This window comes from Sandaracinus amylolyticus, assembly GCF_000737325.1.
GTDB lineage: Bacteria > Myxococcota_A > Polyangia > Polyangiales > Sandaracinaceae > Sandaracinus > Sandaracinus amylolyticus.
On record NZ_CP011125.1, the window covers coordinates 787,669 to 809,371 of the forward strand.

The following is a 21,703-nucleotide window of genomic DNA, read 5'->3' on the forward strand; positions in this document are numbered from 1 at the left end:
CGGAGCCGCCGCCGGAGGCAGCGTGGCCGCGCTTCGAGTGCGAAGACGGTACGTGTCCGCGAGCGGTCGGCGCGTTGCTCTCGTTCGCCGCGAACGGGCAGGTCGGGTTCTGCACTGCCGCATTGATCGCACCGGACCGCATCGTAATCGCGGCGCACTGCGCTCCCGATGGCACGCCGGGACCGACGGCGTCGCTGCACTACTTCCTGCCGGACGAGCACGCGGTGACGCTCGCGTGGAGCGCCGTGACTGCGGTCGTCCACCGGGAAGACCGCAACGTGGGTGCCGACCACGCCGTGCTCCTGCTGCACCGTGAGATCGACGCGCCGCATCTCGCGCTCGCGCGCGTTCCGCCCGCGCCGGAGGGGCGCTTCGACGTCGTGCGCGCGTCGCCGCATTCGGACGGAACCGTGTTCGTGCGTCGCGAGCAATGTCTAGTGATGCCGCAGGCGCTCAGCGCGGACCGCATCGTGCCGTCCGCGATCGCGCGCATCGCTGGCTGCACGATCGTGCCGGGGAATTCGGGCTCGCCAATGCTCGATGATTCCGGACGGGTGGTTGCGGTCGTGAGCACTGGGTTGGCGCCGCCTGGTGTCGCGGTGTTGCTCGCACCGTGGTTGACCGGACCTGCGCCGTTCGTGGGCACCCTGTCCTCGCTCGCGTGCTTGCCGACCGACGTTGGGCCGGGCGCAGCTCCGGGAGCTTGCGTCGCGTGGAGCCGAACCCCGGACGGCGGGCTCGTCTCCTCCGCCGAGGCGCGCGACGCCGCGATCGACGTCCAGCGCGAGGCGCTCGCGGAGCGACTCCTCGAGTGGGAGCGCGCGGACGTCGCATCGCGGGACCTCGTCGGCTGGGATCTGGACAGCCGAGTACGTGGCGATCGGACGTGGGCGCTTCCCGTTCCTGGGTGCCTCGATGTGGCGGAGCTCGAGCGCACCGGTCGAATCGACTCGCGCGGTCGGTTCCGTCTGAGCGTTCAGGTGCCGGCGTGGCAGGCGTCCGCGTTCGTGTTCGGGTTCGACCTGCGGATGGTTCCGATCACCGAGCGCGTCGGGTCGGTGTGGATGGATGTCACTGGCAGGTTCGACGAGGTTCGCGACATCGCGACGATCCGGGTGCGTGTGCGCGGAGCCCGCGTCTTCCGTCCCCGACGGGATGCGCACGTGCCGGCGTGCCGGGACGCGGAGGAGCCGCCGAGCGCGGTGCCGTCGAACGGCGTGTGATCGCTTCGGGATCCGTCGCAAATCGACGACCCACGTTGAGTTGCGCGAGCAACACCTGGCGGCCGCCAGGCGGCCGCCACCAGCTCCGCCATCGATCACGATGGAGCGCAGCATTTCTCTTCTCCAGCGCCCGGCTCAGTCGTTGCTCAGCGCGGCGGCATGACACAGCCACGCATCGTCCTCCCAGGCGCCACCGTCTTGATCACGCGCCGCACCCTTCGTCGTCATCATCTCTTTCGCCCCGACGAGCAGATGCGGAGCCTGTTCGTTTACGCGCTCGCAGTGTCCGCGCGCAAACACGGGATCGTCGTCCACGTCGCGACGCTGATGAGCACGCACGAGCACCTCGTCGTCACCGACGTCGCCGGCGTTCTCCCGGATTTCCTGCGCGATCTGCATCGCTGGGTCGCGCTCGGGACGAAGGTCCTTCGCCGATGGGAGGGCCCGGTTTGGGATCACGAGCCCTCGTCGATCGTCGTGCTCCGTACGCGTGACGCGGTCGTGCAGAAGAGCGCCTATGCCATTGCGAATCCGGTGCTCGCCGGACTCGTGCGAGAAGCCCGAGAGTGGCCGGGAGTACAGACGCGACCTCGCGACATCGGACGCGGTGTGCTGAAGGCGCGTCGTCCGGCGATGTTCTTCGACCCAGAGAACGAGCAATGGCCGGAGTCGGTCGAGCTCGAGCTCAGCCCTTTCCCGAGCATCGCGGGCGGCTGGAGCGCCGAGGAGATGCGCCGAGCGATCGAGGAAGAGGTCGCGCGCCAAGAGCGCGAAGCGAGGGCCGAAGTCAGATCGCGAGGCGCCGCGTTCCTCGGTGCGCGTCGCTGTCAGTCGGTCGTGCCGCACAAGCGCGCTCGGAGCCACGAGCCAGTCCGGAAACGGAATCCGACCTTTGCCGTCGGTCGAGGCAGAGCGGCGGAGCTCCGCGAGGCGGTGCTCGAGCTTCGGGAGTTCCGGCGCGCGTATCACGACGCGATGTCGCGATGGCGTGCTGGCGATCGCGCCGTCACGTTCCCGGCGGGGACGTGGTCGATGTCACGGACGCACGGTGTCGTGGTCGGTGCGGTGTCGCGCGCCGCTTGAGCAACTCGCGGGCGCTCAGAACCCACCGTGGTTGAGCTCCGCCGCCCCTTCTTACTGCCCCACGCCCAACGTATACGCGTCCGGCGTCTCCACCGGCGGCAGCGCCTGCGCTCGGATCAACAGCGTCCGCACTGCCCAGACGTCGTGGAAGATGCGATACCGCAGCGCGGTCTGGTCCAGATAGTCCACACCGGCCGAGCCGCCGGTGCCCGTCCTCCGTCCGATCACGCGCTCGACCATCCGCGCGTGCCGCTGCCGGAAGATCACGAACGCCTGCTCGATCGCGACGATCGCGTCGATCACCTCGCGCGGCCACGCGAGGAGCGGTAGCTCGCGATAGCTCTCGATGAACATCAACGCGGCGCGCACTCGCGCTCTCCGCGCGCGCTCTTCCTCCGGCGCGTCGACCGCCTCGAGGAATGCGCGCGCTCCGCCCACCTCTTTTTCATAGCGCGCTCGCAGTCGCTCCGCGTCGTGCGGCGTCAGCGCGTCGTGCATCGCGAGCTCCTGTGCGCGCCTCACCTCGCCGGCGTGCGCCTCCAGGTACTGCTCGACGAAGCGTTTCACCGTCTCCGCGTCACCCGCGCGGTCCGGAGTGCTCCCCTGGATGGGCGTCCGGAACAGCCACTCGTCGAGCGCTTCCCTCAACGTCGGTCGGTCCGCGAGCCGCGCAGAAACGCGGCGAGACGCAGCGGACTCCGACCCATCCGGCGCCCGCAGCGCCTGCATGTACCCATGCTCGTGCCCGAGCGCGATCCGATCCGAGTCCCGCAGCCCCATCAGGATCTCGATCTCGCGCAGCTGCGCCGACTGGAAGCCGCTCGCGGGCGAGAGCTTGTCGCGGAACGCGAGATAGTCTCGCGTCGTCATCGTCTCCATGAGCGCGAAGTGCTGCGCGATGTGGTGGAACAAGAGCGCCATCCGACGCAGCCCGCGCACCGCGCTCGCCAGCGACTGCTCGGGCACGCGCTCCTGCGCGAACAGTCCTCGCACCGACACCAGCTCGCGCAGCGCGAGCTTCAACCAGAGCTCGTCGATCTGGTGCACGGTGATGAAGAGCACCTCGTCGTTCGACAGCCCGGCGTCGCTCTCCTCGAGCCCGCCCTGGAGCGAAGTGATCTCCTCGACCTTGATGTAGTCCCAGTACGTCGTCGCCTTGCGCGCCATGTCGACCGACACCTGCCACGCGCGCCCGCGCACCACCAAGCGCACCGTGAGGCAACGCCGCGCGGTGCTAGAGATCACACGTGGCCGTTCGCGTTCCGTCTCAGGCGAGCACGAAGTGGTGGATCCTTCTCGCCGCGGTGCTCGCCGCGCTCCTCACGTACTGGCAGCACCGCGACGCGATCGAGCGCGCGCCCTCGCGTCCGCCCGCACCGCAGAGCGACTTCGTCGAGGTCGAGATCGTCGCCGAATGACACGCGTCGCGTCGCGACACCGAGTCGCCCGCGCGCATCACGCGCCGCGGACCTTTCGCAATCTGCGAGGGGACGATGTCGGATATCGATGCCGACGTCGTCTCTCATCTCTCGTTCCGCGCTGATCGTTCTGCTCGCCTCCGTCGCGCTCGCTCCAGCGCGCACGAGCGCGCAGGCGACGGCGATCCGCTCCGTGCGCACCGTGCTGGCGCCCTGGGATCGCGAAGGCACCGAGACCCTCGACGCGATGCGCGAGCTCACGCGCACCGCGCGCAGCGCGCCGACGCCCGAAGCGCGGCTCGAAGCGCGCTACCTCCGCGCGTCGATCGCGATTGATCTGCTGATCGCGAGCCAGCTCGGCGCCGAGCGCGCGATCCCCGTCGCGCGCATCGCCGACACCTTGGGCGTCGCCGAGCCCGAGCTCGAGCCGCACCTCCGCAGCGAGCTCGGTGCGGTCGTGTCGAGCGTCGCCTATCGCGATCCCGCGCGCGAGGCGCTCTCCGCGCTCGACCTGCGCGCCGCGATGGCGCGCGGAGATCGCGAGATCGACTGGTCGCGCCACCAGGGATCGCGCCGCGACCTGTTGCTCGTCGCCACCGCGACCGAGGCGCTCGGCATCTCCGGCGACCCCGCGCAGCTGCCTGCGTTCGCGCCCGAGCCGTGCGCGACGGCGACGCCGAGCACGCCCTGCAGCGCGCCGTGGACGTCGCTCGCGCCCGCATCGCGCCGAGAGCTCGCGTCGATGCTCGAGGTCAGCCGCGCGCTGAAGCGCATCGGAGATCGTGCGCGCGCGGGCGACCCGCTCTCCCGCGCGCTGCAGGATCGCGTCGCGCTCGCGACCGCGCGCCTCGAGACCACGACGCTCCACGCGATCCCTCGGCTCGAGCGCGACCGCGATCTCCTCGGCGGCGAAGACGGCGAGCCGGTGCGCGCATCGGTGATCGTCCTCGTCCGCCGACGCGAGGTGCGCGTCGCGTCGATGCCTCCGCTGCGCGTGCGCGACGGCGAGATCGTGCTTCCCGCCGACGCCGGTCGTGTGCTTCCCGAGAGCGACTCGGTGCGCCTGCCGTGGCGTTTCGCGGGCCCGCCGGCCGCGATCACCGAGGTCGCGCGGGCGGTCGGCGCGCACAGGCCCGACCGCCGCACCGTCGCCGTCGCAGTCGCGCCGCGCGTGCGTGCCGACGTGCTCGCGCGTGTTCTCGTCTCGGTCGCGGAGATCGCGCGCGGGCCGATCGCGCTCGTCCGGCGCGGTGCCGACGGAACCCTGCGAGGGGCGCCGATCACGATCGTGATGCACGATCGCGACGTCTCGCGCCGCGATCTCGTCGTGAACGTCGACTCGGGCAGGTACGCGCTCGCACGTCGCCAGCGACGAATCACGCTGCGCCTGCCCGACGTCCGCCCCCAGAGCGGCATCGGCTTCGGTCATCTCGACTCGCTCATCCAGCGCCTTCCGCACCAGCGCGTGGTCGTCGGCGCACGCCCGGACGTACCCGCGCGCGATCTTCTCGACGTTGCCTTCCGCGCGATCGTGGCGCACGACACGCTCGCCGTGCGCGTGCGCTAACGCGCTGCCACTGCGAACGTCGGCGCTGTACCACGCTGTCCAGTCGAGCCGTTGCGCCGAAGGCTCGTCGCGATGAGCGCTCCGACATCCGACACTCCCGAGCGCGGCGCGCTCGGTCTCGTGCTCCTGCTGGGCGGCCTGACCGCGATCGGGCCGCTCTCGATCGACGCGTATCTCCCCGCGTTGCCCGAGATCGCGCGCGACCTGCACGCCTCCGCCGCCGCGACGCAGCTCACGCTGTCGACGTTCTTCCTCGGCCTCGCGAGCGCGCAGCTCGTCTGGGGCCCGCTCGCGGATCGCCTCGGACGTCGTCGTCCCCTCGCGATCGGCCTCGTGCTCTTCACGATCGGCGCGATCGCGTGCGCGCTCGCGCCGACGATCGAGCTGCTGGCCGCCGCGCGCTTCCTGCAAGCCGTCGGCGGCTCGTCGGGGATGGTCGTGACGCGCGCGGTCGTGCGCGATCGCTGGGCGGGCCGCGATGCGGCGCGGATCATGTCGCTCCTCGTGCTCGTGATGGGCGCTGCGCCGGTGCTCGCGCCGTCGCTCGGGAGCGCGCTCCTCGCGGTCGCGGGCTGGCGCGCGATCTTCGTCGCGCTCGCGGTCTTCGGCGTGCTCGCGCTCATCGCGACGCAGATCGGTCTGCGCGACCTGCAGGCGCCGCGGCCGCCCGAGCCGATCGCGCACGCTGCGAAGCAGGTGCTGCGCGATCGTGTGTTCGTCACGGCTGCCCTCGGCGGTGGCTTCGCGCAGGCGGGCCTGTTCGCGTACATCGCGGGCTCGTCGTTCGTGTTCATCGAGCATCACGGCCTCGAGCCCGCGACGTATGCCTGGATCTTCGGCGCGAACGCCGCGGGCTACGTGCTCAGTGCGCAGCTCAACCGACGCGCGCTGATGCGCGCCGAGCCGGGCGCGATCGCGCGCGCCGCGATCGTCGTGACGCTCGCGATCGCGGTCGTGCTCCGACTGACCGCGATCGACGGCGGCGTGTTCGTCCACGCGTCGCTCATCTGGATCTACGTGGCGACGCTCGGCCTCACCAACCCCAACGCGACCGCGGTCGCGCTCGAGCACCAGCACGCACGCGCCGGCCTGGCTTCGGCGCTGCTCGGGACGATGCAGCTCGCGATCGCCGCGCTCTCGTCGGCTGCGGTGGGCCTGCTCTCCGACGGAACGCCGCGCGCGATGACGACCGTGATGCTCGGGTGCGCGGCGGTCTCGCTGATCTTCTTGTTCCGTGCGCATGCGCTCGCGCGCGTCACGCCGGTCGGGTGATCCACGGCAGTCGATCGAGAGCGACGTTCCCGCCGCACAGCACCACGCCGACGCGCTGCGCGCCCTCGACCTCGCGCATGGCGTCGCTCAGCGCGACCGCCACGCCGACGGCGGCGCTCGGCTCGATGACGAGCTTCATGCGCTCGAACACGAGCCGCATCGCGCGCACGATCGCGTCTTCGTCGACCGTGATCACTCGATCGACGACGTCGCGCACCACCGGCCAGGTGAGCGATCCGAGCGAGGTCAGCAGCCCGTCCGCGATCGTCTTCGGGCCGGTCTGGGGCACGAGCGCGCCGCCCGCCTTGCTGCGCGCCGCGTCGTCGGCGCCGGCGGGCTCGGCGGCGATCACCTTCACGCGCGGCGCGAGCTCGCGCGCGGCGAGCGCGATGCCGCTGATCATCCCGCCTCCGCCGATCGGCACCACGATCGCGTCGAGGTCGGCGATCTCGTCCAGGAGCTCGAGCGCGATCGTGCCCTGGCCCGCGATCACGTCGGGATGATCGTAGGGCGGGATCAGCGTCGCGCCGGTCTCGGCGACGACGCGCGCCGCGGTCTCCTCGCGCGCGGCGAGCGTCGGCGCGCACGGGATGACGTTCGCGCCGTACCCGAGGACTGCTTCCTTCTTGATGGCGGGTGCGCTCGTCGGCATGACGACGTGCGCGGGGATGCCGCGGAGCTTCGCTGCGAGCGCGAGCGCCTGCGCGTGGTTGCCGCTCGAGTGCGTCGCGACGCCGCGCGCCGCGGTCGCGTCGTCGAGCTTCATCACCGCGTTGCACGCGCCGCGGAACTTGAACGCGCCGACGCGCTGGAACGTCTCGCACTTGAAGAAGAGCTCTCGCCCCGACCGCGCGTCCATCGTGCTCGACGTCATCACCGGGGTGCGGATCGCCCACGGTCTGATGCGCTCTGCCGCTTCGCGCACCGCGGCGAGATCCGCTGCGTACCGCTCGCTCATCGTTCTGCCTCCGCGCCGATCGCGAGCGCCTCGAGCACCCATCGATCGCGTCCTTCGTCGCGCTTCAGCACGCGGATCGTGATCGCGTCGCCGACGATCGCGCGCACGCGCTTGGTCTTCTGCTCTCGCAGCACGACGCCGTGCTCGTCGGGCTCGAGCCACACGCCGCCCCAGCCCTGCGCGAGATCGTAGAGATAGACCTTCACGTCGATGCCGGGATCGTCGAGCTGCACGTGCAGCTTGCTGCCCGCCACGCCCATCACGGTGCCGCGCCAGGTGCGTCGGGAGGCGCGAGGCTCGGCCAGATCGGCCTCGAACAAGCGATCGATCACGCGGCGGTTCACGAGATCGGTGATCGCGCGCTGCACGTCCTTGCTTCGGTTCGCCGATTCGACGACGCGCTCGCGCAGCGCTTCGGCGTCCTCGTCGTCGATGGCGCGACCTTCCAGCATCTGGAGCGCTTCGGCGTGCAGGTAGACGCCGACGACCTCGCGCATCGGCGCGGAGAAGCGCGCGTAGGGCTCGAAGCCGACGCCGTGGTGGGTCGCGGGCTCGGTCGCGTAGCGCGAGCGGACGTTCGTGAGGATCGCCTGGCGCTGGATGGCGCGCGCGACGCGCGCATGCGGGCCGTGATCCGGGAGCGACGCGACGTACACCGCGAGGCTCGCGCGGCCTTCGTCCCACTTCCACTCGTCGGGGAGGCGATGCGCGTCGACGATGCGCACGATCGCCTCGCGGAGGCTCTCGACGCGCTCGGGATCGGGCGGCGGGTGGATGCGATAGATCGGCTGTACGAACGGCGCGTCGGTCTCGGCGAGGAGGCGCGCGCCTTCGGCGTTGCAGAGCAGCGAGATCTGCTCGTTCCAGAGCTCGACGTCGGCGCGCACGCCTTCGAGCACGACGAAGCGCTCTCCGGCGGCGCTCGAGAGCGCGACGTCCACGTCGCGACGGCGATAGCGCACGACGTCGCGCTCGGCGGCTTCGCGGAGGCGCGCTTCGCCGACCTCGGCCATCGCGCGGAGCGACGGCTCCATCTCGGTGCCGGTGAGCTCGCTGCGAGCGGGATCGTCGAAGAGCTGCTGGACCGACTCGAAGCTCAGCTTCGCGCGGCTGCGGATGCGCGCGCGGACGAGCTCCGTGGCGAGCGAGCGACCCTGCGCGTCGAGGTGCATCTCGAAAACGAGGGCGCGGCGCGGGCCGTCGGGGTTGAGCGAGACGGTGCCCTCGGAGAGCGGGCGAGGGAGCATCGGGATCGAGAGCCCGGGCAGGTAGTAGCTGGCGCCGCGGCGGAGCGCTTCGGCGAAGAGGGCGCTGCCGCGCGGGACGTAGGAGCCGGCGTCGGCGATTGCGTAGCGGACGATCCAGCCGCCGTCGGGCCGGGGCGCGACGTGGATCGCTTGGTCGAGGTCCTTCGCGTGCGCGGAGTCGATCGTGACGAAGGCGAGGGCCTCGAGGTCGGCGAGCTCGGGCGCGTCGAGGCGCGGGTCGGCGACGGTGCGCTCGACCTCGGACATGACGTCGTCGGGGAAGGCGATGTCGACGCCGAAGCGCGCGGCGATCGCGTGGAGCTCGGCGAGAGCGGTGCCGGGCGCGGCGAGCTCGCGGAGGACGTGGGCGGCGTCGGCGTCGCGGCGGGCGAGGACGATCGCGCCGGGGGTGGCGGGGGTGATGAGCGGGAGGGGCTCGTCCTCGATGAGGACGCGGAGGGAGTGGCCGTCGGGAGCGACGATCGCGGCGAAGCGGGTCCGGAGCTGGGGGCGAGGAAGCACGGGGGGAGGATACGCGGCTGTCGGGAGGGCGGTCAGCCGACCGGGGTTGGGTGGGATGTCCGTGGATGCGGATGGTTGCGAGGGTGGTCCGACCGACCGTGGTTGAGCTCGGTGCCCCTGGACGAGGACGGCCCTGTTCTTGGTGAGGGCGCGCTCCGGTCAGGTCGGACCACGTGTCTGTATCCGCAAACGAGGGCGAAACCCGACCGTGGTTGAGCTCTCGTACCCGCGGATCAGGACAAAACCCGACCGTGGTTGAGCTCCAGCACCCTCAAACAAGGACCCCAACCCCGACCGTGGTTGAGCCCCGCCGCCCCCAAACAGCAGCAGCCCGCCCCGACCGCGAACTCCCTCAAACCCGAGCCACCGCCACCGACTGCGCGCCCGTCCCGATCACGTGCTCGCCGCTCTCCAGCTCGTCGAGCTCCACTTCCCGGGCCCGCTCGTCCACCGCCGGCAGCGTCGTCCACGCCGGACGCTCCACCTCACGCCCCGGCATCACGTGCGACCGCACCGCGAGCTCCTCGATCGCATCGCGCTGCTCGGGCGACAGCCCCATCCAGTCCACCACCCGGTCCAGCTTCGACAGCTGCCGCGTCCGCTTGTCCGCCGCTCGCTCCCGCGCGAGCCGCGTCAGCGCCGCCTGCATCGTGCCCACCACACGCCGATGGCAGCGATCGACGTACTCCCGATCGTTCGCCGCGTCCGACCCCGAGCGCTCGAGCTTCATCGGCTCGAGCACCTCCATGAACATCCGCGTCGGCACCGGCACGTACGGCGGCGGGAACCCGATCGTCAGCCCCCACGGCACCGACAGCACCACCGGGCACACCTTCACGCGCAGCAGCCGATCGATCCCGAGCCACCGCGCGATGCGCCCGCCGTCGTCGAGCACCATCAGCCCCGCGTGCGCGCCCGCCGTGACCACCGGGATCAGCGGCACACCCTCTTCGATCGCGAGCCGCAGATACCCGCGTCGCTCGCCGAACACGATCTTGTCGCGGTCCTTGAACGGCCGGAGCGCCTCCACGTCGCCGCCCGGATAGACCAGCACCTTGCGGCCCGCCTCGAACAGCTTGTGCGCGTTCTCCGGGCTCGCGCGCACACCGCCGAGCGGCACGAGGATCTGGTTCGCGATCGGCGGTCGCACCGCCATGTCGTGCGCCAGCGCGTACGGCAGGTCCTCGAGCCCGCCGTGCCGGTAGAGCGCCGCGCCGAGCACGTAGGTGTCCGGGAAGAGCACCCCGCCGTTGTGGTTCGCGACGTACAGCCCGGGCCCCGAGGGCACCCGGTCCAGACCGCGGATCACCGGCGAGAAGAAGCGCTCGAGGACCGGCTCGAGGACCTTGAGCGTCCGCTCGATCGCCTTGCGATCGCGGTTGTCGATGGAGTCGACGTCGTACCGGCGCATGCCGAACCTTGTTGCCGCAAGCATATCGCCTCTGTGTGCCCACTTGGCAACGCACCGTTCAGTCACGGAACCATCACGGCTCGACCGAGCGGCCCGCATCGGCGACGGGGACCTCGCTCGAGCGACGATGGGGCGTCACCCGCAGGATCGCCAGCCCTGCGAATGCCGCGCCGAGCGCGATTCCCCACGCGCGCGGGGCGAACGGAGCGAGCAGCACGTGGTGCAGCACCAGCGCGGCGACCGCGTAGACGAGCCGATGCAGCGGCTTCCACGCGCGGATTCGCAGGGCTCGCGTCGCGATCGGGAACGACGTGATCAGCAGCGGCAGCAGCAGCGCCAACGCGAGGGCGCCCGATCGCAGCCACGCGACGCCGGCGATCGCCGACGGCAGTCCGCGCCAGTCGAGGTACGTACGTGTCGCGATCGTGGCGTGCGCGCACGCGCCGATTGCGCTCGCGATCCCGAGCGCCCGCCGCGCGGAGCGCGCCCGCGGCAGGACCCGCGAGAGCGGCGTCATCGCCAGCGTCGCGACGAGGAGCAGCGCGGCCGCCCAACCGCTCGTGCGCAGCACGTCGAGCTCGCTCACATCGACTCCAGGAAGCGAACGAGGTCGGCGATCTCCACGGACGAGCGCCCTCGCGTGTGGCCGTGGCGATCCGCGCCGTTCTCGCGGATGAAGATCGCGCCGAGCGTGTGGGCGCGTCCGTCGAACAGCCATCGGCTGCGCCGCCCGGTGCCCCGCAGCGACGGCGCATCGAGCGAGAGGTCCGCGGGCGCCTCGGCGTCCGGGAACACGCTCGCGATCGGATGGCGACCGAGCCCGCTCGCGGCAGGCATCGCGTGGCAGTCGGGGCACCCCGCCCGCACGAAGACGTCGAGCCCGTGCCGTTGCGCTTCGAGATCACCGGGCGCGAGCGGCAGCGGCGGCGGGAGCGATGCGATCCACGCCTCGAGCGTCGCCGCGCGATCGCCCGCGGTCTCGCGGAACCCGCGGTAGAGCGTGTCCGCGACCTCGTGGAGGTCGCCGATCCGCGGATAGCTCCCGTCGCGCAGGTACGGTGCGGTGCCGCGCACGCCGCGCACGTCGAGCGTGGGCGCGAGGACTTGCCCGCCGATGTTGTGCGCGAGCCCGTCGCTCGCGCCGTGCAGATGACAGCTCTGACACGAGATCCCGGCGCGCGTGCCTTCGTAGAACGCGCGCTCGCCGAACCGACGACGCAGCGCGTCGGGACCGTCGCGCAGCAGCGTCGCGTCGTCGGGCGCGAGCGCGATCGTCTCGCGCGGTCGGCCGCTCCGCGCATCGAGCAGCACGACGCGCCCGCCCGCGGCCGAGCTCGCTGCGATCGTCGCGCCTTCGAGCACGACCGCGGAGATCGGCGCGCCGACGCCCAGCGACGCGACGTCGATCGTGTGCGGCGCGAGCCCACGCGCGGGATCGAGCGTCGCGATCTCGTCGGAGCCCGCGAACGCGATCGTCCAACGTCCGTCCGGCGCGACGTCGATGCCGATCGGCGAGACCCCGCGATCGAGCCCCCCCGCGGCATCCTGGCGCGGGCTGCGATGCGCGGTCGGGAGCATGCGCCGCGTCTCGAACGTGCGCGCGTCGAGCTCCGCGATCTGATCCTGCACGTAGTGGTTGCCGAGGTGCGCGGGCGGCGTGAACTCCTCGGTCCAATCGGTCGTCGCGAGCACGATCGATCCGTCGACACCGCGCGTCATCGTGACCGCCGGCGCCGCGAGCGTCCGGGTGCGCACGACGCGACCGTTCACGATGCGGAACAGCGCAGCCGGAGCCCGCCGCGCGACGATCACCGCGTCCTCGACGATCACGACCCAGTCCGCGAGCCCGCGCACCTCGGCGCGCGTCACCTCGTGCGACGCGGCGTCGATCATCGAGACGCGTCCGTCCTCGTGCGCGACCGCGATGCGCGACGTGTCGTCGCTCACCGCGACGCGATGCCCCCACAATCCGATCTCGACGCGCTCGACGACGTCACTCGATGGATCGACGAGCGCGAGCGCGCTCGCATGCCGGAACACCACGACGACGCGCGCGCCGAGCCACGCGCAGTCGCTCGGCGCATCGTCGAGCACGCGACGCAGCACGAGGCCGCGCGCGTCGATCACCACGAGCTCGTCCGTCTCCTCGCTCGTCGTGCACGCCCGCGTCCTGTCGGCGTTCGCGCGAAGCCAGCGCGGATGGGCGAGCGGCGCGATCACCTCCATCGCCCGCTCGTGCACCGCACCGTCGACCTCGATGCGCGCCTGCACGTCGCCGGTCGCGCTCGGCGCACCGTGCGTGCGCGGGTCGTAGTCGACGCGGAACACGCCGTGCCCGAGCGACACCGCGTCGATCGCACGTGCGCCCGGCGCGATCGTGATCCGCACGCGCGACGCTCCGCCGGCGCGCACGAAGTAGCGCTGCGGGTGATCGCTGCGCACGAGGTCCGGATGGATCGCGGGTGAGCGCTCGAGGCGCAGTCGATCCCCGACGCTCGCCTCGATCCCGATCAGCCCCTCGTGCTCCGCGAGCGCTCGCATCCGCGACGCGACGGCGACCGTCGGCGCGATCACGACGAGCGCGACGGTCACGACCATCCGTCTGCGATCGAGCGCCGGCAGCGCGATCCCGAGCGCGAGCGCGGCGTTCACGACGACCCACGCGACGACGTACGAGAGCGCGATCCCCGCGAAGCTCGCGACCTCCGCGACCGCCGCGATCACGAGCGCGAGGACGACGATCGCGAGCTGCGGAGGGAACGGGCCGGGGCGCACGAGAGCGTCGAGCGTACTCGACGCGCGCGTGCTTGACCGCGCTCCGCGCGGCGACCGACGATGCGAGCGTCGTGACGCCCAGCGTTCCTTCTTCTCCGAGGCTCCCCGCTTGAGGCGCGAAGAAGCGCGCCCGGGCACGGTGCTGGACGATCGGTTCGTGCTCGAGCAGCTCGCGGGCGCGGGCGGCATGGGCGAGGTCCATCGCGCGCGTGATCGGCGCACCGGTGAGCGCGTCGCGCTGAAGCTGCTCTACTGGAGCGGCGAAGATCACGAGCGTCGGTTCCTCCGCGAAGGCCATCTCCTCTCGCGGCTCGAGCATCCCGGCATCGTCCGCTACGTCGCGCACGCCACCGCGCCGACTGCGTATCTCGCGATGGAGTGGCTCGAGGGTGAAGACCTCGGGCGTCGCCTCGCGCGCGCGCCGCTCACGCTGCGTGAGTCGCTCGAGCTCGGCCGTCGCGTCGCCGAGGCGCTCGATGCCGCGCACCAGAGGGGCGTCGTCCATCGCGACGTGAAGCCGAGCAACGTGTTCCTCGTCGGCGGCGAGGTCGCGCGCGTGAAGGTGCTCGACTTCGGCATCGCACGTCAGCTCCACGCGGCCACGCGCGCGGTCACGATGACCGGCCAGGTCGTCGGCACGATCGGCTACATGGCGCCGGAGCAAGCGGGCGAGGGGCGCGACATCGACGCGAGCGCCGACGTGTTCTCGCTCGGGTGCGTGCTCTTCGAGTGCCTCACCGGCCGCGCGCCGTTCGCGGGCGATCGTCTGATGGAGGTGCTCGCGAAGATCCTGCTCGCCGATCCGCCGCGCATCAGCGACGTGCGCGAGGACGTGCCGCTCGCGCTCGACACGCTCGTGCACCGCATGATGCAGAAGGAGCCTCGCGATCGCCCCGCGATGCTCGAGATCGCCGCGGCGCTCGACTCCATCGCGTCCGATCCGGAGCTCGGCGACGAGCTGCGCCCGAGGCTGGTGCGCGGCGCCGACGACGAAGGTCCTGCGGTGAGCGACGACGAGCAGCGGCTCATGTCGGTGGTGCTCGCGGACGAGGATCTGCGCGCGCGCGCGACGCGACCGACCGTGCTCGCCGATCCCGATCAGGGCGGCACGCGCGAGCTCGCGGCGGCGGCCGATACGCACGGCGGACGCCTCGACATCCTCGCGAACGGCTGCCCGATCGTCGTGCTCGCGGGCAACGGCGTCGCGATCGATCTCGCCGCGCGCGCCGCGCGATGTGCGCTCGCGATGCGACGGATCCTGCCGCGCGCGCGCATCGCGATCGCGATGGGCCGCGGGGACGCGTCCGCCGCGGCGAAGCTCGGCGACGTGGTCACGCGCGCCGAGGCATTGCTCGAGCTCGCGCCCGGTGATGCGCGCGCGATCCGCGTCGATCAGACGACCGCGGGGCTGCTCGACACGCGCTTCGAGCTCGGCGGTGACGCCGACGGTCTCGAGCTCGTCGCGGAGCGCGTACGCGCCGAGCCTGCGCGCAATCTCCTCGGGAAGCCTGCGCCGTTCGAAGGCCGCGAGCGCGAGATGGCGATGCTCGACGCGGCGATCGACGAGTGCTTCGGCGAGCCCCTCGCGAGCGCGATCCTCGTCACCGCGCCGGCGGGCGCCGGGAAGTCGCGCCTCGCGCACGAGCTGCTGCGCGCGATCGCGTCGCGCGGCGAGAACGTCTCGGTGTGGATGGCGCGGGGCGAGCCCATCGCGGCGGGCTCGTCGTTCGGGATGCTGGGGCAGATCGTGCGGCACGTCGCGGGGCTCGTGGACGGAGAGCGGCCCGAGGTGTGGCGGCACAAGCTCGTCGCGCGCGTCTCGCGTCACGTGCCGGCGAGCGAGTCGCAGCGCGTCGCGGAGTTCCTCGGAGAGATGGTCGGCGCGCGCTTCCCCGACGAAGGAAGGCCCGCGCTCCGTGCGGCGCGTGACGACGGTGCGCTCCTCGGCGAGCAGATGCTTCGCGCGTGGGAGACGTTCGTCGCCGCGGAGTGCGCGGTGCAGCCCGTCGTCGTCGTGCTCGAGGATCTGCACTGGGGCGATCTGCCGACGGTGCGCTTCGTCGACGCGACGCTGCGCACGCTGCGCGACCGCCCGTTCCTCGCGCTCGCGCTCGCGCGGCCCGAGATCGCGACGATCTTCCCCGACCTCTGGAGCGAGCGGCGCATGCAGCACGTGCGTCTCTCCGATCTGACCCCGCGCGCGGCGCGCAAGCTGGTGCGCGAGGTGCTCGGCGATCGCGCCGACGACGCGACGACGGCGGCGCTGATCGAGCGCGCGGGCGGCAACGCGTTCTATCTCGAGGAGCTGATCCGCGCGGTCGCCGAAGGGCGCGGCGACGAGCTGCCCGACACCGTGCTCGCGATGGCGCAGGCGCGCCTCGAGCGCCTCTCGCAAGGCGAGCGTCGCATCCTCCGCGCGGCGAGCGTGTTCGGTCAGGTGTTCTGGGTCGGCGGTGTCGCGGCGCTGCTCTCGGAGGAGCGACGCGAGGAGCTCGAGGCGACGCTCGACGATCTCGCGCAGCGCGAGCTCGTGACGCGGCATCCGGGATCGCGATTCCGCGACGAGCGCGAGCTCTCGTTCCGGCACGTGCTGGTGCGCGACGCGGCGTACGGGATGCTGACGCCGCGCGACGCGAAGCTCGCGCATCGGCTCGCGGGCGCGTGGCTCGAGGCTGCGGGCGAGCGCGATGCGATCGTGCTCGCGCAGCACCTCGAGCGCGGAGGCGAGCCGCAGGGCGCGGTCGTCTGGTACCTGTGGGCCGCGGAGCAGGCGCTCGAGGGCGACGATCTCGCGTCGGTGATCGCGCGCGCAGAGCGCGGCGTCGAGTGCGGCGCGAGCGGCGCGATGCTCGGTGAGCTGAGGCTCCTGCAGGCCGAAGCGCTGGGGTGGGGCGCGAAGAGCGAGGACCACTCGCGGCTCGCGGAAGAGGCGCTCTCGCTGTCCCCGCGAGGCAGCGGACCGCGCGCGCGTGCGGCAGCGGAGCTCGCGGTCGCGGGATGTCGTCTCGGCGATCACGCGAAGCTCGAGCTCGCCGCGAAGAGCTTGCTCGAGGAGCTCCCGCGCACGCGCGGGACGACGAGCGCGACGCACGCGCTCGCGGTCGCGCGCACCGTGATCGAGATGCTCGTCGCGGGCCGTGGTGATCTCGCCGAGCCGATGCTGCACGCGATGGACGGAGCCGACGCCGCGCACGAAGAGGATCGTGCGCTGGTGATCGCGGTGCGCTCGTGGCTCCACGCGGTGAGCGCGTTGTTCACCGGAGATCCCGAGCCCTACGTGCGCGAGGGCGAGGGGATCGTGGCGGCGCTCGAGGAATGCGGTCAGCTGCGTTACGCGGTGATCGCGGGTGTCCATCTCGCGATCGCGCTCGCTGCGATCGGCTGGAGCGATCGCGCGGTGGAGCAGGCACGTCGCATGAGCGATCGGGCGCGCGCGATGGGGCTCCTCGCGTACGCCGAGCGCGCGCGTGCGCAGCTCGTGTTGCCGCTGGCGCGGCGAGGAGAGGTCGCCGAGGCGGAGTCGATCGCGCGGGCGTGCCTCGCACAGGCGAGGGTCTCGGGCGACCCGGTGACCGAGGCGCGGGCGCGCGCGAGCGGTGCGGCGATCCTGCTGATGCGCGGTGACGTCGAGGGTGCGGCGCGCGAGGCGGAGAGCGTGGTCGCGGGGGAGCGGTTCCCGCCGGGGATCCGCGCCGAGGCGTGCGTGACGCTGGCGCGTGCGCGGCTGGCGGGGGGGGATGCGGAGGGTGCGCTCGGGGTCGTCGAGCGAGGGCTGGCGCTCGCGGGGGCGGGGTCGGTCGCGGGCGACGTCGCGCTGCGGTTGGCGCGCGCGGACGCGCTCGGCGCGGCGGGTCGGCGCGACGAAGCGCAGCGGGTGATCGCGGAGGCAGCGGCGCGGGTGCGCTCGCGGGCGAGCGCGATGAGGGACGAGCGGGTGCGGGAGTCGTTCCTCGGGATCGCGGAGCACGCGGAGGTGGTCGGGCGGCTGGCGCGGTGAGGGGTGTCCTGGAGCGGGGGTGTCCTCGGTTTGGGCTAAGAAACTCAACCACGGTCGGTTTTTGGGGCAGCGTGCCTGCACCAATCCCGTCCCGCGAAAACCCACCACGACGAAAGCTCAACCACGGACGGCTCCTGGTACTCTCCTGCCGGAACTTCCCAAGCCGGACGGAACCGTCCGCGCCGCCAGGAGCGCCTCATGGCCCGCATCGATCTCACCAGCGCCCGCACGTCCGAGCGAGACCCCGAGCGCGCCGCCGAGGCGCTCCTCACCTCGCTCGGCTCGGTCACCCCGAAGCTCGTCACGGTCTTCGCCTCGAGCGACCGCGACCACCGCGCCCTCAACGCGGCGCTCCGCGCGCGCCTGCCTCGCGGCACGCGCATCATCGGCGCGAGCACCGCCGGCGAGATCGATCGCGACGGCATCCACGACGGCACCGTCGTCCTCTCCGCGCTCACCGGCGACTTCGACGTCGCGCTCGGCCTCGGCGCCGACCTCTCCGCCGACGCGATCGGCGCCGGCGCGCGCGCGATGCAGCGCGCCTGCGACGAGCTCGGCGTGCGCCCCCAAGAGCTCGACCCCCGCCGCCACGTCGGCCTCGTCATCGACGACGGCTTCCGCTTCAAGAAGGAAGAGCTCCTCCTCGGCGTCCTCGATCGCAACCCCGCGCTCACGCTCGTCGGCGGCGGCGCCAACTGCGCCGAGTCCGATCCCGCGAAGCAGTCTGCGGTGCTCCACGTCGACGGCGAGGTCGTCACCGACGCCGCCGTGTTCGCGCTGTTCCGCACCAGCGCGCCGTGGGCCGCGCTGCGCTCGCACTGGTATCGCCCGACCGGCGAGACGCTCCGCATCACCAAGATCGACGAGACCTGCACGCGCGCGCTCGAGATCGACGGCAAGCCCGCCGCGAAGCGCTACGCCGAGCTCCTCGGCGTGACCGTCGACGATCTCGAGTTCGGCAAGCCCGGCGGCTTCGCGCGGCGTCCCACCGCGCTCAAGGTCGGCCGCGAGCACTTCATCCGCGCCCCGTGGAAGCCGCTCGACGACGGCTCGATCCTCTTCGCGAACCTCATCGACGAGGGCGTCGAGCTCGAGCTCATGCAGCTCGACGATCTCGCCGCGTCCACGCAGCGCTTCTTCGAAGAAGAGCTCCCGCGTCGCGTCGGCGGCGATCCCACCGCCGCGCTCCTCTTCCACTGCACCGCGCGCGACTGGTACGCGAAGGGCAAGGGCGAGCACGCCGCGCTCTCGAAGGCGTTCACGAAGGCCCCGCCCTCCGCGGGCCTCAACGTGTTCTTCGAGATCTACTCGGGGTTCCAGATCAACACGACGCTCACCGCGCTCGCGTTCGGGAAGAACGATGACTGAGAGCGCACGCCGCGTGCTGATCGTCGCCACGCCCGACGTGGCGTCGCTCGTCACCTCCGAGCTCGCGCGCGCCGAGCTCCACGTCACCACCGACACGGTCTCCACCGCCGACGCGTTGATCGCCGCGCTCGCCGATCCGCCCGACGCGATCGTCGTCTCGCTCGCGACGCTCGACGCGCCCGCCGCGCGCCACGCGTGGAGCTCGCGCGGCCTGTCGATCCCGATGATCGCGCTCGCTCCCGCGCACGACGATCGCGAGATGCGCGACGCGATGATCCGCGGCGGCGCGCTCGACTACGTGAGCCTCGATCAGCTCGCGCGCCTCGGGCCCGCGCTGCTCCGCGAGCTCTCGCGCGCCGCGGGCCGAGCGAAGGACTGGCCCGCGCCCGAGGCCACCTCGGCCTCGCTGGTCCAGGCGATCGTCGACAACATGCCGTTCGTCCTCTTCGTGAAGGACGCGGACGAGCTGCGCCTGCGCGTCGTCAACCAGCTCATGGTCGACTTCATGGGCATCCCGCGCGAGCAGCTGCTCGGGAAGCTCGACCACGAGTACCTCCCGCCCGAGCAGGCCGACGCGTTCGCCGCCGACGATCGCGCGGTGCTCGCGAGCGATCAGGTGACGATCAAGGACGAGGTCGCGCGCGCCAACGGCGTCGACCTGTGGTGGCGCACCCGCAAGGTGCCGATCACCGATCGCGATGGTCGTCGCTACGTGATGGGCGTGACCGAGGAGGTGACCCAGCGTCGCCAGGCCGAGGAAGCGCTGCGCGAAGCGAACCGTCGCCTCGAAGCGAGCCTCGAGGAGCTCAAGAAGTCGCGCGCGGTCTCGGCCCGCACCCTCGCGAGCTATCAGCAGCGCGCGCTGCAGATGGAGATCATCCGCCAGCAGAACGAAGATCTCGATCGCCTCGCGCAGGACCTCGCGAAAGCGAAGCGCATCGAGGAAGAGCGCGCCCGCGAGATCGAGTCCGCCGCGCGCCTCAAGAGCGAATTCCTCGCGAATTTCTCGCACGAGATTCGCACCCCGCTGAACGGCATCCTCGGCTACTGCGATCTCCTGATGCGCGAAGAGGGCTCGCGCCTCACGCCGCACGGACGACGCGACCTCAACGTCGTCAAAGCGAACGCGAAGGCGCTGCTCGGCCTGATCAACGACATCCTCGATCTCTCGAAGATCGAGTCCGGCCACGTCGACGTCGTGCGCGAGCAGGTCGAGCTGCGCCCGCTCGTCGACGAATGCATCGCGACGGTGCGCGAGTACGCGCAAGGCAAGCAGGTCGAGATCTACGCAACCATCCCGCCCGAGCTCGACACGATCGACACCGACGGGCTCAAGCTCCGTCAGATCCTCCTCAACCTGCTCTCGAACGCGGCGAAGTTCACGGAGGCGGGCGAGGTCGTCGTCGACGTGAAGCGCGAGGCGGACACCCTCGTGCTCTCGGTGGAGGACACCGGCGCGGGCATCCCGCCCGATCAGCTGCCGTTCGTGTTCGAGAAGTTCCGGCAGGTCGACGGCTCGAGCACGCGCAAGGTCGGCGGAACCGGCCTCGGCCTCGCGATCGTGCGCGAGCTCTGTCGCGTGCTCGGCGGCAACGTCGACGCGACGAGCACGCTCGGTCGCGGCTCCGTGTTCCGCGTGCGCCTGCCCGGTGTGTTCGCGGCGGGCGAGTCGCGCACCACCGTGAAGACCGGTCGTGGCTCGGATCGCTTCGAGATCGTCCCGGGCACCACGGTGCTCGTGGTCGACGACGATCCGCTGATCCACCAGCTCCTCAAGGCCGAGCTCGAGCGCGAAGGCGTCACGGTGCGGCTCGCGACCGATGGCGTCGCCGCGCTCACCGCCGCGCGCGAGCATCGCCCGAGCGCGATCGTGCTCGACGTGCACCTGCCGAAGCTCGACGGCTGGTCGGTGCTCGCGGAGCTGAAGAGCGATCCCGCGTTCGCGACCACGCCGGTGATCATCATCTCGGTCGAGGAGCAGCGCACGCGCGGGCTCTCGCTCGGCGCGTGCGAGTACCTCGTGAAGCCCTTCGAGGCGGCGCGGCTGGTCGACGTGGTGAGCCGCAGCGTCGGCGCCGATCGCGGCGAGGTGCTCGTCGTCGACGACGACCCGCCGACGCGAGAGCTGGTGTGTCGTCACCTCCGCGCAGCGGGCTTCTCGGCAGCCGAAGCGCGCAGCGGCGAGGACGCGCTGCTGCGCGCGCGCGTCACGCGCCCGGGGCTCATCGTGCTCGACCTCGTGATGCCGGGGATGAGCGGCTTCGCGCTGCTCGATCAGATCCGCCGCGAGGGCATCACGTCGCCGGTCGTCGTGCTCAGCGGCAAGGAGCTCTCCGACGAGGAGCAGCGGCTCCTGCGCGACGGAATCGCGACCGTCGTGAAGAAGAACGGCGTGTCGATCGACAAGGTCGTCGCCGAGGCGAAGCGTCTCCTCCTCGAGCAGCGCGTCGGCGCAGTGAAGCTGCCGCGCGTGCTCTACGTGGAGGACTCCGCGCAGAACCGCGACGTCGTGCGGCGCTACCTCGCGGGCACGTTCGACGTCATCGAAGCGGAGGACGGCGAGCACGGCCTCGACCGCGCGAACCGCGATCATCCGGACCTGATCCTCATGGATCTCTCGCTGCCGCGCCTCGACGGATGGGAAGCGACGCGGCGCCTCAAGGCGAGCACGCTCGCGTCGATCCCGGTCATCGCGCTCACCGCGCACGCGAGCCGCGAGGACCAGGCGCGCGCGCGCGCCGCCGGCTGCGACGGATACCTCACGAAGCCGGTCGATCGAGAGCTCCTGATCTCGACGATCCGCAAGCACCTCGCCGCGGTCGCGGCCACGCAGAGCTGAGGCTTCCCGCGCGATCCGAAGAG

Annotated in this window: 14 protein-coding genes; 7 read left to right on the top strand and 7 right to left on the bottom strand. The window is 71.9% G+C overall.

Features of this window, described 5'->3' with window-relative positions; all coding sequences use genetic code 11:
* Window positions 1–74 precede the first annotated feature (74 nt).
* The gene (locus DB32_RS03180; RefSeq protein ID WP_157068668.1) at window positions 75–1,223 is read left to right on the top strand and encodes a trypsin-like serine peptidase; all 1,149 of its coding nucleotides are present in this window, start codon (window positions 75–77) and stop codon (window positions 1,221–1,223) included.
* A gap of 135 nt (window positions 1,224–1,358) precedes the next feature.
* On the opposite strand, the gene DB32_RS50135 is transcribed toward DB32_RS03180, so the two are convergent.
* Together DB32_RS50135 and DB32_RS03190 are read right to left on the bottom strand one after the other, a co-directional pair.
* Window positions 1,359–2,192: a hypothetical protein gene (locus tag DB32_RS50135; RefSeq protein WP_157068669.1), complete on the bottom strand. Its 834-nt coding sequence runs from the start codon at window positions 2,190–2,192 to the stop codon at window positions 1,359–1,361.
* 165 nt (window positions 2,193–2,357) lie between these two features.
* Window positions 2,358–3,473, bottom strand: coding sequence for a tryptophan 2,3-dioxygenase family protein (locus tag DB32_RS03190; protein ID WP_053238663.1), 1,116 nt, complete (start codon window positions 3,471–3,473; stop codon window positions 2,358–2,360).
* A gap of 80 nt (window positions 3,474–3,553) precedes the next feature.
* On the opposite strand from DB32_RS03190, the gene DB32_RS46340 reads away from it, so the two are divergent.
* The 3 genes from DB32_RS46340 (at window position 3,554) to DB32_RS03200 (ending at window position 6,563) form a co-directional block, all read left to right on the top strand.
* Window positions 3,554–3,724, top strand: coding sequence for a hypothetical protein (locus DB32_RS46340; protein WP_157068670.1), 171 nt, complete (start codon window positions 3,554–3,556; stop codon window positions 3,722–3,724).
* Window positions 3,725–3,812: 88 nt separating this feature from the next.
* Window positions 3,813–5,291, top strand: a complete 1,479-nt coding sequence (locus DB32_RS03195) for a hypothetical protein (protein WP_053230940.1) — start codon at window positions 3,813–3,815, stop codon at window positions 5,289–5,291.
* A 72-nt stretch (window positions 5,292–5,363) separates the two neighbouring features.
* Window positions 5,364–6,563, top strand: coding sequence for a multidrug effflux MFS transporter (locus tag DB32_RS03200; protein WP_053230941.1), 1,200 nt, complete (start codon window positions 5,364–5,366; stop codon window positions 6,561–6,563).
* Here the strand turns inward: DB32_RS03200 and DB32_RS03205 are convergent.
* The 5 genes from DB32_RS03205 to DB32_RS47910 all read right to left on the bottom strand — a co-directional run bounded on the left by DB32_RS03205 (window position 6,547) and on the right by DB32_RS47910 (window position 13,476).
* Window positions 6,547–7,521 carry a pyridoxal-phosphate dependent enzyme gene (locus DB32_RS03205; protein WP_053230942.1) on the bottom strand — a complete coding sequence of 325 codons (975 nt, stop codon included), beginning with the start codon at window positions 7,519–7,521 and terminating at the stop codon, window positions 6,547–6,549. The genes DB32_RS03200 and DB32_RS03205 overlap by 17 nt on opposite strands.
* On the bottom strand, window positions 7,518–9,290 hold the full coding sequence (locus DB32_RS03210; RefSeq protein WP_053230943.1) for an RNB domain-containing ribonuclease: 1,773 nt from the start codon (window positions 9,288–9,290) through the stop codon (window positions 7,518–7,520). Before DB32_RS03210 ends, DB32_RS03205 begins: the two co-directional genes overlap by 4 nt.
* Window positions 9,291–9,642: 352 nt before the next feature.
* Window positions 9,643–10,767, bottom strand: coding sequence for a 1-acyl-sn-glycerol-3-phosphate acyltransferase (locus DB32_RS03215; protein WP_169791318.1), 1,125 nt, complete (start codon window positions 10,765–10,767; stop codon window positions 9,643–9,645).
* A 7-nt stretch (window positions 10,768–10,774) separates the two neighbouring features.
* Window positions 10,775–11,287, bottom strand: coding sequence for a ferric reductase-like transmembrane domain-containing protein (locus DB32_RS03220; RefSeq protein ID WP_053230945.1), 513 nt, complete (start codon window positions 11,285–11,287; stop codon window positions 10,775–10,777).
* Window positions 11,284–13,476 (bottom strand): hypothetical protein, encoded by a 2,193-nt coding sequence (locus tag DB32_RS47910; RefSeq protein WP_053230946.1) that lies wholly within the window; start codon window positions 13,474–13,476, stop codon window positions 11,284–11,286. The genes DB32_RS03220 and DB32_RS47910 overlap by 4 nt, the downstream gene beginning before the upstream one ends.
* Before the next feature lie 109 nt (window positions 13,477–13,585).
* Between DB32_RS47910 and DB32_RS03230 the strand changes: the two genes are divergently transcribed.
* From DB32_RS03230 to DB32_RS03240, 3 genes are all read left to right on the top strand, one after another.
* A complete protein-coding gene (locus DB32_RS03230) occupies window positions 13,586–17,473 on the top strand; it encodes a serine/threonine-protein kinase (protein WP_053230947.1) in 3,888 nt (1,295 codons plus the stop codon).
* A gap of 198 nt (window positions 17,474–17,671) precedes the next feature.
* Window positions 17,672–18,841: an FIST signal transduction protein gene (locus tag DB32_RS03235; protein ID WP_053230948.1), complete on the top strand. Its 1,170-nt coding sequence runs from the start codon at window positions 17,672–17,674 to the stop codon at window positions 18,839–18,841.
* A complete protein-coding gene (locus tag DB32_RS03240) occupies window positions 18,834–21,680 on the top strand; it encodes a response regulator (protein ID WP_053230949.1) in 2,847 nt (948 codons plus the stop codon). Before DB32_RS03235 ends, DB32_RS03240 begins: the two co-directional genes overlap by 8 nt.
* The last annotated feature ends 23 nt before the right edge of the window (window positions 21,681–21,703 follow it).